The organism is Micromonospora sp. CNZ299, from assembly GCF_002754415.1.
Window position 1 is genome coordinate 4,038,744 of sequence record NZ_PEFG01000001.1, and the last position, 12,668, is coordinate 4,051,411.

At 73.6% G+C, this 12,668-nt stretch carries 4 protein-coding genes; 3 read left to right on the forward strand and 1 reads right to left on the reverse strand.

From position 1 onward, the window contains the following. The first annotated feature begins 108 nt into the window (after positions 1–108). Both CLT68_RS18865 and CLT68_RS18870 read left to right on the forward strand, forming a co-directional pair. Entirely contained in the window at positions 109–1,077 is a 969-nt protein-coding gene (locus CLT68_RS18865) for an ATP-binding cassette domain-containing protein (protein WP_088947707.1), read from the forward strand. Positions 1,078–1,090: 13 nt separating this feature from the next. Next, positions 1,091–1,843: an ABC transporter permease gene (locus CLT68_RS18870; protein WP_099852477.1), complete on the forward strand. Its 753-nt coding sequence runs from the start codon at positions 1,091–1,093 to the stop codon at positions 1,841–1,843. Between the two features lie 78 nt (positions 1,844–1,921). Here the strand turns inward: CLT68_RS18870 and CLT68_RS18875 are convergent, their stop codons facing one another. Next, complete coding sequence (locus CLT68_RS18875; protein ID WP_088947709.1) at positions 1,922–2,296, reverse strand: DUF5988 family protein; 375 nt, start codon at positions 2,294–2,296, stop codon at positions 1,922–1,924. Positions 2,297–2,601: 305 nt separating this feature from the next. Between CLT68_RS18875 and CLT68_RS18880 the strand changes: the two genes are divergently transcribed. Next, positions 2,602–12,657: a type I polyketide synthase gene (locus CLT68_RS18880; protein ID WP_099852479.1), complete on the forward strand. Its 10,056-nt coding sequence runs from the start codon at positions 2,602–2,604 to the stop codon at positions 12,655–12,657. The last annotated feature ends 11 nt before the right edge of the window (positions 12,658–12,668 follow it).

Here is a 12,668-nt window from a genome sequence, read left to right on the forward strand (position 1 = left end):
CGCGCACAGGCCTCTCCCGATGCTGGTTGCGATAGGCGAATGCCGGTACCAGCGCCGTTTTCGAGGATTTCCGCCGACGGTGGGATCCCTGTCGAGAGGAGACCACCGATGATCAAGGCGCGCGGTCTGACCAAGACGTTCCAGATCAACAAGTTCACCGTCGAAGCCGTACGCGGCATCGACCTCGACGTCTCCTCCGGCGAGATGGTCGGCTTCCTCGGCCCCAACGGCGCCGGCAAGTCCACCACGCTGCGGATGCTGACCACGTTGCTGCGGCCCACCTCCGGCGAGGCCAACATCGGCGGCTGCGACCTGCTCAGCGACCCCGCCGGGGTCCGTAAGCTGATCGGCTACGTCGGCCAGAACTCCTCGGCCGGCGTCGAGTACAAGGTCCGCGAGGAGCTGGTCACCCACGCCCGACTCCAGGGCCTGTCCGCGTCGGTCGCCCGCGCCCGGGTCGCCGAGATGCTGGACCAGTACGACCTGACCGGCCTCGAGGACCGCATGATCGGTGCGCTGTCCGGCGGCCAGAAGCGACGCATCGACATCGTGATGGGCGTGCTGCACCGGCCGCCGGTGGTCTTCTTCGACGAGCCGTCCACCGGACTGGACCCGCAGAGCCGCAGCAACCTGTGGGACCACATCCGCAACCTGCGCCGCGACTACGAAACGACGGTCTTCCTCACCACCCACTACCTGGACGAGGCCGACAGCCTCTGCGACCGGATTCTCGTCATCGACGGCGGTCGGATCGTCGCCGAGGGCACCGCCGACGAGCTCAAGGCCCAGGTCAACGGCGACCTGGTGACCCTGGAAACCTCCGCGTCCCCGGAAACCGCCGCCGCCGCCGAGCGGCTCGACGGCGCGACGGAGGTGACCGTCGACGGCGCGACCGTCCGGTTCCGCATCGCCCGCGGCGACCGCGTGCTGCCCGGCCTGCTGCGCGAACTCGACCGCATCAACGTCGACGTGTTCTCGGTGCGAACCAGCCGGCCGACACTCGACGACGTGTTCCTGACCGTCACCGGGCGCAGCCTTCGCGACAGCGAGACCGCCCCGGCGTTCCCGGGCCTGTGAAGTGAGGATCCCCATGTCGTTCCTGCGAGACACCTGGTTGACGTTCGACCGGGCGGTCCGTCCCGCCCTCCGCAGCCCCGGCACGCTGATCGTCGGTGTCGCGGTGCCCCTGGTCTACCTGGTCCTGTTCGGGCCGTTGCTGAGCGACACCACCGACGAGAGCGGCCTCAGCTCCTGGCAGTGGTTCGTCCCCGGCATGCTCATCCAGCTCGCCCTGTTCATCACCGCCAACGCCGGCTTCTCCCTGATCCCGGACACCCGCTCCGGAGTGCTGGAGCGGATGCAGGTCACCCCGCTCAGCCGGGTCGCCCTGCTCACCGGCCGGGTCCTCAAGGACGTGGTGCTTCTGCTCGTCCAGGCCATCCTGATGATCGGGCTGGCGTTCATCCTCGGCTTCCGGGCCGGCGTACTGCCGATCCTGGCCGGGCTGGTCCTGCTCGCCATCACCGCGGTCGCGGTCGGCTTCACCTCCTACGGCCTGGCGCTCAAACTCAAGCACGAGTTCGCGCTGGCCCCGGTGGTCAGCGGCATCGTCGTGCCGCTGATGCTGCTGTCCGGTGTGCTGCTGCCGATGGACCGCGCCCCGGACTGGCTGTACTACCTGTCCCGGGCCAACCCGCTCAGCTACGTCGTCGAGGCCGAGCGTGAGCTGATCAGTGGCAACTACGACCAGCAGATCGTGCTGATCGGCGCGCTGGTCGCGATCGGCCTGCTGGTCCTCAGCACCACCTGGTCCCTGCGGCTGCTGCGCCGCCAGCTCGCCTGAACCGCGCCACCCACCAACGCCGCCGGCCTCGGCGCCATGCCCCCGCAGGGGCCGTGGCACCGAGGCCGGCGGCGCTGGTCAGAAAGCCATCGAGGTACGCATCGACCAGACGAACACGTTGGCCAGCTCCGCGTCACGCTCGAAGTGCTCGTACCCGTCCAGGTGGCAGATCTTCAGCTTCTCGTTCGCCGCCAGTGTCTTGCTGACGACGAGGCTGCGCGGGATGACGCTTGGCCCACCGACGAGGTTGACCTGCACCACGGAGGTGAGCTGCTCGGCGGTCACCACCGTCCGGGAGTGGAATGCCGCCTTCTCGAAGTCCAGCGGCGGGTTGGTCGCCGGGTTGGCGGCGTCGTGGCTGAAGTAGTGCTGACCCAGGAACCTGCTCAGCTCGGCCGGCGGGCCGAAAGTGTCAGTAGAAGCATCGATCGGCGTCAACAGCGTCGTGGTCATTGTTCTGCCCTCCCGAAGAGTCACCCGGTCCTTCCGGCGGAGCCCGGATCGGCGCTTCCTCGCTGCCGTCCCGTTCTGCTCCGTGCTTTGTGTATTGAGAATGACTCCCGGGGCACCCCCGTAGATATCCCCTACCTACCCCTACCGGCCGACCGGTATCGGGGTGCCGTCGGGGCGCGCGAGGGTCCGTCGCGACCCCGCAGGGGTTGTTGGCCCACCAGGGCTTCCATAGCGTCCTGATTGCGGATCGCCGTATTCCGGCCCAGCTTATTCCGGGTCGCTCTGCCTTGAAGAGGTGGCATCGTATGGCAAGCGAAGAAACGCTCCGGGACTATCTGAAATGGGTGACGACCGACCTGCACAAGGCGCGTCAACGCATTCGGGAGTTGGAGTCGGCCGGCTCCGAGCCGATCGCCCTGATCGGCATGGCCTGCCGCTATCCCGGCGGGGTGCACAGCCCCGAGGACCTCTGGCAGCTGGTCGCCGAGGGACGCGACGGCATCGGCGCATTCCCCACCGATCGCGGCTGGGACCTCGACGGGCTCTACCACCCCGACCCCGACAACCCGGGCACCTGCTACACCCGCGACGGCGGCTTCCTGGCCGACCTGGCCGCCTTCGACGCCGAGTTCTTCGGCGTCAGCCCGCGCGAGGCGATGGCGATGGACCCGCAGCAGCGGCTGCTGCTGGAGACCGCGTGGGAGGCCACCGAACGGGCCGGCATCGACCCGCACCACCTGCGCGGCACCCGGACCGGCATCTTCGCCGGCACCCCGAGCACCCAGGACTACGTCTCGCTGCTCCAGCAGAACCCGCCCGAGGGCAGCGAGGGCTACTTCCTCACCGGCACCGCGCCCAGCGTGATCTCCGGCCGCGTCGCGTACCTGCTCGGCCTGGAGGGCCCGGCCGTCACACTGGACACCGCCTGCTCGTCGTCGCTGGTCGCCCTGCACCTCGCCGGTCAGGCGCTGCGCCTGGGCGAGTGCGACCTGGCCCTGGCCGGCGGCGCCACCATTCTCGCCTCGCCGACCGCGTTCATCGGCTTCAGCCGCCAGCGCGGTCTCGCCCCGGACGGACGGTGCAAGTCGTTCGCCGGCGCCGCGGACGGCACTGGATGGTCCGAGGGCGTGGGCCTGCTCATGCTGGAGCGGCTCGGCGACGCCCAACGCAACGGCCACCCGATCCTCGCCGTGCTGCGCGGCTCCGCCGTCAACCAGGACGGCGCGTCCAACGGGCTCACCGCCCCCAACGGCCCCGCCCAGCAGCGCGTCGTGTTGCAGGCTCTCGCCAACGCCGGGCTGACCACAGCCGACGTGGACGCCGTCGAGGCGCACGGCACCGGCACCGTGCTCGGTGACCCGATCGAGGCCCAGGCGCTGATCGCCACGTACGGCCAGGACCGGCCCGAGGATCGTCCGCTGTGGCTCGGCTCCCTCAAGTCCAACCTGGGGCACTCCCAGGGTGCTGCGGGCGTCGGCGGTGTCATCAAGATGGTCGAGGCGCTGCGGCACGAGACGCTGCCCCGGACCCTGCACGTCGACGAGCCGACCCCGCACGTCGACTGGACCGCCGGCAACGTACGCCTGCTCACCGAGGAACGTCCCTGGCCGACCGGCGAGCGGCCGCGCCGCGCTGGGGTGTCGTCGTTCGGGATGTCCGGCACCAACGCCCACGTCATCCTGGAGGAGGCACCGGCCGCCGAGCCGGCGTCGGTGGTGGAGCCGGCCGAGCCGGTCGCACCGAGCGCCGGGGAGCTTCCCTGGCTGATCTCCGCCGCCACCGCCGACGCCCTGCGGGACCAGGCGTCGCGGCTGGCCGCCCACCTCGACGGCCCCGGCGCCGGCACCGCAGCGGCAGACGTCGCGCACACGCTGCGTACCGCCCGCTCGGTGCTCGCCCACCGCGCGGTCGTCCTCGGCCCGCGGCACCGCGCCGGCCTCGCCGCCCTCGCCACACCCGGCGGCACCACCGACACCGACGTCGTCACCGGCACCGCCGTCGGTGACGCCGAGGTGGTCTTCGTCTTCCCCGGCCAGGGCTCCCAGTGGAGCGGGATGGCCGCCGACCTGCTCGACACCGCGCCGGTCTTCGCCGACCGGATCGCCGCCTGCGCCGACGCGCTCAGCCCGCACGTCGAGTGGAACCTGCTCGACGTGCTCCGCTCCGCCGACCCCGGCCTGCTCGACCGGGTCGACGTGGTGCAGCCGGCCCTCTGGGCCGTGATGGTGTCGCTGGCCGAACTCTGGCGCAGCCACAGCGTCACCCCCTCGGCGGTGATCGGCCATTCCCAGGGTGAGATCGCCGCCGCAGTCGTGGCCGGCGCGTTGTCCCTCCAGGACGGCGCGAAGGTCGTCGCGCTGCGCAGCCGGGCCCTGCTCCAGCTCGCCGGCACCGGCGGCATGGTCTCGGTCAGCGCCCCGCTCGGCACCGTCGAGGACCTGCTGGCCGACGGCGTCACGATCGCCGCCGTCAACGGGCCGTCCGCCGTCGTGGTCGCCGGCCCGGCCGAGGCCGTGGACGCCTTCCTGACCCGGTGCGAGACGGCGGGCGTCCGGGCCCGACGGGTCGCTGTCGACTACGCCTCGCACTGCGACGCCGTGGAACCGGTCGCGGCCGAACTGACCACCGCGCTGGCCCGCATCACCCCCGGCCCGGCGTCGGTGCCGTTCCTGTCCACCGTCACCGGCGCCCTCGCCGACGGCGGCACCCTCGACGCCGGCTACTGGTACGCCAACCTGCGCAACCCGGTCCGCCTCGACCAGGCCGTCACCGCAGCGGCCACCGCTGGCAACCGTCTCTTTCTGGAGATCAGCCCGCACCCGGTGCTGACCGCCGGGATCAGCGACACGGTCACCACCCCGGTCCTGCACACGCTGCGCCGTGGCGAGGGCGACCAGCGGCGGATCGTCCGCGCGCTCGCCGAGGCGCACGTCGCCGGCGCCCCCGTCGACTGGTCCACCGTGCTGCCCGAGGCCCGGCGCACCGACCTGCCCACGTACGCCTTCCAACGGCGCCGGTTCTGGCCGGACCCGGCCCCCGAGCTGGTCGCCGCCGACCCGGTCGACGCCGAGTTCTGGGCGGCCGTCGACAACGGGGACCTGACCGGTCTCGGCATGGGCCACCTCAACGACGCCGTCGCGCAACTGGGCGACTGGCGTCGGGGACGCCGCGAGCACCGGGTGCTGGACACCTGGCGCTACCGGGTGACCTGGCGACCGCGCACCGACCTGCCGCAGCCGCGACTCGACGGCGGCTGGCTGCTGCTCCTGCCGGCGGACACCGACCAGGACCTGGTCTCGACGATCACCGACCGGATGACCCGGGCCGGCGCGACTGTCACCGTCACCCCCGAGGCGGAACTCGCCCGGGCGCTCGACGGCGCCGCCCCGGTCGGCATCCTGTCCCTGCTCGCCCTCGACGAACACCCCACCGACCAGCACCGGGCCCTCACCCGGGGCACCGCCGCCACCACCGCCCTGCTCGCCGCCCTGCGCGAGACCCACCCGCAGACCCCGGTCTGGGCGGCCACCCGTGGCGCGGTCTCGACCGGCCCGGCCGACCCGGTACGCCGGGTCCCGCAATCGTTCGTCTGGGGCCTCGGCCGGGTCGCCGCCCTGGAACAGTCCGCCTCCTGGGGCGGTCTCGTCGACCTGCCGGAAACCCTCGACGAGCGGGCCGCCGACCGGCTCTGCGCGGTCCTGACCGGCATCACCGCCGGCGACGGCGTCGAGGACCAGGTCGCCGTGCGCTCGTCCGGTGTCCTCGCCCGCCGGCTGACCCGCGCCGCCACCGGCACCGCGCCCACCTGGCAGCCGACCGGCACCGTCCTCATCACCGGTGGCACCGGCGGCATCGGCACCGAACTCGCCCGGTGGCTCGCCCACAACGGCGCCGACCACCTCATCCTCACCAGCCGGCGGGGTCCGGCCGCGCCCGGGGCCGCCGAGCTGACCGAGGAACTCACCGCATCCGGTGTGCGGGTCACCGTCGCCGCGTGCGACGTCGCCGACCTCGACGCGATCACCGCGCTGGTCCGCGACAGCGCCGACGCCGGCGACCCGATCCGTGCCGTCATCCACACCGCCGGTGTCGCCCAGCACACGCCGATCGCCGACGTCACCCTCGCCGAGTTCGCCCACGTGCTCGACGCCAAAGTCACCGGCGCGGCGAACCTCGACCGGCTCTTCGGCGAGCCCGACGACCTGGACGCGTTCGTGCTGTTCTCCTCCGTCGCCGGCACCTGGGGCAGCGGCGGGCAGATCGCGTACGCCGCCGGCAACGCCTACCTGGACGCACTCGCCGAGGCCCGCCGGGCCCGCGGCTGCGCCGCTACCGCCGTGTCCTGGGGCGCCTGGGGCGGCGGCGGTATGGCCACCAAACAGGAGACGGCCGACCACCTGCTGCGCCGCGGCCTGCCGCCGATGCCGCCCGAGCAGACCACTGTCGCGCTGGCGCAGGCGGTCGGGCTCGGCGAGGCCACCGTCACTGTCGCCGACGTGCGCTGGGACCGGTTCGCCCCGTCCTTCACCGTCGGACGGCCCAGCGCCCTGCTCGCCGACCTGGACGACGCCCGCACCGCGCTGTCCGCCGCGGCACCCGACGACGACAGCCAGGCCGCCGGGCTGCGCGAGCGACTCACCGGGATGACACCCGGAGAACGCGACACGTTCCTGGTCGACCTGGTGCGCGGCGAGGCCGCCGCGGTGCTCGGGCACGCCGACGCCTCCGCCGTCACCCCGGACCGGGCACTGCGCGACCTCGGCTTCGACTCCCTGTCGGCCGTCGAGTTCCGCAACCGGCTCTGCACCGCGACCGGCCTGCGGCTGCCCACCACGCTCGCCTTCGACCACCCGAACGTCCAGGCCATCGCCAGGCTGCTGCGCGACGAGGTGGCCGGCACCGTCCCGGCCCCGTCGGCGAACCCCACCACGGCTCCCGCCACGACCGACGAGCCGGTCGCCATCGTGGCGATGAGCTGCCGCCTGCCCGGCGGCGTCCGCAACCCGGACGACCTGTGGCAACTGGTGCTCGACGGCCGCGACGCGATCGGGGACTTCCCGGCCGACCGCGGCTGGGACGTGGAGGGCCTCTATCACCCCGACCCGGACCACCCCGGCACCAGCTACACCCGCTCCGGCGGATTCCTGCACGAGGCCGCCGAGTTCGACGCCGACTTCTTCGGCATCTCCCCCCGCGAGGCGCTCGCCACCGACCCCCAGCAGCGGCTCCTCCTGGAGACTGCCTGGGAGGGCTTCGAACGGGCCGGAATCGACCCGCACTCGTTGCGCGGCAGCCGGACCGGCGTGTTCGTCGGCGCGTCGAGCCAGGGCTACGGCGCCGGCGTCCGCAACGCCCCCGAGGGCACCGAGGGCTACCTGCTCACCGGCACCGCCACCGCTGTCATCTCCGGCCGCATCTCGTACGCGCTCGGCCTCGAAGGGCCCGCGCTCACCGTCGACACCGCCTGCTCGTCGTCGCTGGTCGCCCTGCACCTGGCCGCCCAGTCGCTGCGGCGCGGCGAATGTGACCTGGCCCTGGCCGGCGGCGTCGCGGTGATCGGCAACCCGATGGTCTTCGTCGAGTTCAGCCGGCAACGCGGCCTGGCCGCCGACGGCCGGTGCAAGGCATTCGGCGCGGACGCGGACGGCACCGGCTGGGCCGAGGGCGTCAGCGTCCTGGTCGTCGAACGGCTCCGCGACGCCGAGGCCAACGGCCACCAGGTCCTCGCCGTCATCCGGGGCAGCGCGGTCAACCAGGACGGCGCGTCCAACGGCCTCTCCGCCCCGAGCGGCCCCGCCCAGCAGCGGGTCATCCACGCTGCGCTCGCCGATGCCGGGCTCACCCCCGCCGATGTCGACGTGGTCGAGGCGCACGGCACCGGCACCGTCCTCGGCGACCCGATCGAGGCGCAGGCCGTCATCAACGCCTACGGTTCCGGCCGCCACGAGGCCGACCCGCTGTGGCTGGGCTCGCTGAAGTCCAACATCGGGCACACCCAGGCTGCCTCCGGCGTCAGCGGAGTCATCAAGACCGTCCTCGCGCTGCGGGCCGGGGTGCTGCCCCGCACCCTGCACGCCGACGAGCCGTCACCGCACGTCGACTGGTCCGCCGGCACCGTCCAGCTGCTCACCGAGAGCCGCGACTGGCCGGACACCGGTCGTCCCCGGCGCGGCGCCGTCTCGTCGTTCGGCGTGAGCGGCACCAACGCCCACGTCATCCTGGAACACCCGGCGGCCCCGGCACCGGTGGCGCCGACCGGCGGTGGGTCGCTTCCCGCCGTACCGGTCACGCTCTCCGCCGCGACCGCCCCCGCCCTGCGGGCGCAGGCGGCGGCGCTGCTCGACCATCTCACCGACGAGCCCGCCGCGCACCTCACCGACCTCGGCTGGTCACTGGCCACGACCCGCGCGGCCCTCGACCACCGCGCGACCATCGTCGCGACCGACCTCGACGAGGTACGCCGGAGCCTCACCGCCCTGCGCGACGACACCACGGCTCCCGCGCTCAGCACCGACGTCACCGTCGACGGGCGAACCGCGGTGCTCTTCACCGGGCAGGGCAGCCAGCGGGCCGGGATGGGCCGGGAGCTGTACGACGCGTACCCGGTCTACGCCGACGCGTTCGACGCGGTCTGCGCCCACCTGGACGCCCACCTCGACCGGTCGATCCGCGACCTCGTCCTCGACCCGGCACACGTCGACCTGCTGGACCGCACCGAGTACACCCAGCCGGCGCTGTTCGCCGTCGAGGTCGCCCTGTTCCGGCTTTTCGCCCACTGGGGCATCGTCCCGGACTACCTGGCCGGGCACTCGATCGGCGAGCTGAGCGCCGCCCACGTGGCCGGCGTCCTCGACCTGGCCGACGCGGCCGCCCTGGTCGCAGCCCGCGGCCGACTCATGCAGGCGCTGCCCGATGGCGGTGCGATGGCCGCCCTCCAGGCCGGCGAGGCGGAGGTGCTCGCCGCACTCGACGGGGTGGACGGCCGGATCACCGTCGCCGCCGTCAACGGACCGACCTCCACTGTGGTCTCCGGTGACGAAGCCTCGATCGAACAGCTCGTGACGCACTGGCGCGACACCGGGCGGCGGGCCAAGCGGCTCCAGGTCAGCCACGCCTTCCACTCGCCGCACCTGGACCCGATGCTCGGCGAGTTCCGGCGGGCCGCGACCGCGGTGACCTACCACCCGCCGCAGATCCCGATCGTCTCCACCCTGACCGGCGAACTCGCCACCACTGCCGAGCTCACCTCGCCCGACTACTGGGTGCGGCACGCCCGGGAGACGGTCCGCTTCGCGGACGCGGTCCTCGCACTCCACCAGCGCCAGGTCCGTACGCTGCTCGAACTCGGCCCGGACCCGGTGTTGGCCGCGATGGCCGAGGAAACCCTCGCCGACCAGCCCGGCCGGGCGGCGGTCACCGTCGCCGCGCTTCGCACCGGACACCCGGAGCCGGTCACCGTCCTGACCGCGCTCGCCCGGCTGCAGACCCGCGGCGCCGCCCCGGACTGGACAGCGGTCTACGCCGGCTCCGACGCACGCCGCATCCCGCTACCCACGTACGCCTTCCAGCACCAGCCCTACTGGTTGCGTCCGGACCCGGCCGATCCCGCTGACAGCGGCACCGGCCACCCGCTGCTGCACACCGTCACGACGCTCGCCGACACCGGTGAGGTGCTGTTCACCGGCCGACTGGCCACCGCCCAGCAACCCTGGCTCACCGACCACACCGTGCTCGGCACCGCGATCCTGCCCGGCACCGCCTTCGTCGAAATGGCGGCGCACGCCGCCGACCACGCCGGCTGCGGCCAGGTCGAGGAACTCACCCTGGAAGCGCCGCTGGTCATCCCGGACGACTCCGGAACCCGGCTACAGGTCCGCGTCGGCCCGGCCGACGCCGACGGCCGACGCACCCTCAGCGTGCACTCCCGCCCGGACCGGGACGACAACGGTCCGTGGACCCGGCACGCCGCCGGCACCGCCTCCTCGGTGCCGGTCGCAGAACCCGACGCCGACGAGACCTGGCCGCCCACCGACGCCACCCCGATCGCTGTCGACTTCCTCTACGACTTCCTGCCCCAGCTTGGGTACGGATACGGCCCGGCCTTCCAGGGCCTGCGGGCGGCCTGGCAACGCGGCGAGGAGATCTACGCCGAGGTCGCCCTGGCCGAGCCGACCGCCACCGAAGCCACCCGCTACGGCGTGCACCCGGCGCTGCTCGACGCCGCCACCCACGCCATGGGCCTCGGCATGGCGGCCGAGGCGCAGCAGGGCCTGAGCCCCACCCAGAGCCGGATGCCGTTCTCCTGGACCGGCATCGGCCTGCACGCCACCGGCGCCGCCGTGGCCCGGGTGCGGATCGTCCCCAACGGCGACGACGGGGTCCGCATCGACCTCGCCGACCAGACCGGGCAGCCGGTCGCCACGATCGGCAAGCTGGTGCTGCGGCCGGTCTCGGTCAACCAGCTACGGCAGCCGACCGACGAGGCCCCGCTGTTCACAGTGGACTGGACGCCCGTCGAACCGCAGGCCGCCCCCACCGGCGGCCGGTACGCCGTCATCGGCGCACCCGAGGGGTTCGTGGCCGACGCCGCGGCCGCCGTCGGATCCCTCGTCGACGACTACCCGGACCTGGACGCGCTGGCCGCCTCGGGCGCCGTACCGGACCTGGTCTTCGTCCCGGCGCAGGCCGGCGGGGCCGCACCCGGCCCGGCGGTCGACGCCTGGCTGGCGCTCGCCCAACGCTGGCTCGCCGACCCCGCCTTCGCCGGGGCACGAATGATCCTGCTCAGCCGCGGCGCGGTCGACCCGGACCCCGCCGTCGACGCCCTCGACCTGGCGTACGCCGCCGCCTGGGGCCTGATCCGCTCCGCGCAGTCGGAGGACCCGGACCGGATCGTGCTCGCCGACGTCGACGACTCGCCGCTCTCCGCGGCCAGCCTGCCCGGTGTCCTCGCCGGCGGCGAACCGCAACTGGCGGTCCGCGACGGCCGCGCCTACGCGCCGCGGCTCACCCGGGCCACCGCCGCGCCCGCCGACCTGGGCATCGACCCGGACGGCACGGTCCTGGTCACCGGCGGCACCGGCGCCCTCGGCGGCCTGCTGGCCCGGCACCTGGTCACCACCCACGGGGTACGGCACCTGCTGCTGACCAGCCGACGTGGACCGGACGCGCCCGGTGTCGCCGAACTGACCGGGCAGCTGGCCGGGCTCGGCGCGACCGTCACCGTGGCGGCCTGCGACACCGCCGACGCCGAACAGCTCGCCCATACCCTCGCCGCCGTCGCGGCCGAGCATCCGCTCACCGCCGTCGTGCACGCCGCCGGCATCGTCGACGACGGTGTCCTCGCCTCCCTGACCCCGCAGCGGGTCGCCGCGGTCCTGGCCGCCAAGGCCGACGCCGCCCGCAACCTGCACCAGCTCACCCAGGACCGGGACCTGACCGCGTTCGTCCTGTTCTCCTCCTCGGCCGGCAGCTTCGGTGGCCCGGGACAGGGCAACTACGCCGCGGCCAACGCCTACCTGGACGCACTCGCCCGGCACCGCCGCCACCACGGCCTCGCCGCGATCTCCCTCGCCTGGGGGCCGTGGGCGGTCGGCGGTGGAATGGCCGGGCAGCTCAGCGACGCCGACATCAGCCGGATGACCAGCTTCGGCATCACCCCCTTCACCGCCGAGACCGGCCTCGCCGCGTTCGACGCGGCGGTGGGCGCCGGCACTCCCGTCGTCCTGCCGATCGGGTTGCAGCCGGCCGTCGCGGCCGGCAACGGCCCGGTGCCGCCGCTGCTGCGCAACCTGGTCCGTCGACCCGCCCGCCGGGTCGCGGAGAACTCCGCCGACGCCGCCGAGCCCGGTGCGGCGCTCAAACGGCGACTCGTCGGCGCGGCACCCGCCGACCGGCCGCAGATTCTGCTCGAGATGGTGCAGACCCAGGTCGCCGCGGTCCTCGGTCACGCCTCCGCCGACGCCATCCAGCCCGACCGCGGGCTGGTCGAGTGCGGCCTCGACTCCCTCGCCGCCGTCGACCTGCGCAACCGGCTCGCCGCCGCCGCAGGTCTGCGACTGCCCGCCACGATCGTCTTCGACCAGCCGACGCCCGCGGCGCTGGCCCGCTATCTGCAGGACGAACTGCTCGACGAACGCGCCGCCTCCGCCCTGTCGGTGCTCGGCGAACTGGACCGCCTCGAAGCGGGCCTGGCCGCCGTCAGCGCCGACGACCCGGACCGGTCCAAGGTCGCCGCCCGCCTGCACAGCCTGCTCGACGCCTGGGCCGGCGCCAACCCTGCACACGACAGCGGCGCCCTGCACGGCGCCACCGCCGAGGAGCTGTTCGACCTCCTCGACGACGAACTCGGCATTGCCTGACCGCATGAAAC

Bases quoted from the DNA above. Each gene is read 5' to 3' on its own strand.
- CLT68_RS18875 (WP_088947709.1), bottom strand. From the start codon at position 2,296: ATGACCACGACGCTGTTGACGCCGATCGATGCTTCTACTGACACTTTC.
- CLT68_RS18865 (WP_088947707.1), top strand. From the start codon at position 109: ATGATCAAGGCGCGCGGTCTGACCAAGACGTTCCAGATCAACAAGTTC.
- CLT68_RS18870 (WP_099852477.1), top strand. From the start codon at position 1,091: ATGTCGTTCCTGCGAGACACCTGGTTGACGTTCGACCGGGCGGTCCGT.
- CLT68_RS18880 (WP_099852479.1), top strand. From the start codon at position 2,602: ATGGCAAGCGAAGAAACGCTCCGGGACTATCTGAAATGGGTGACGACC.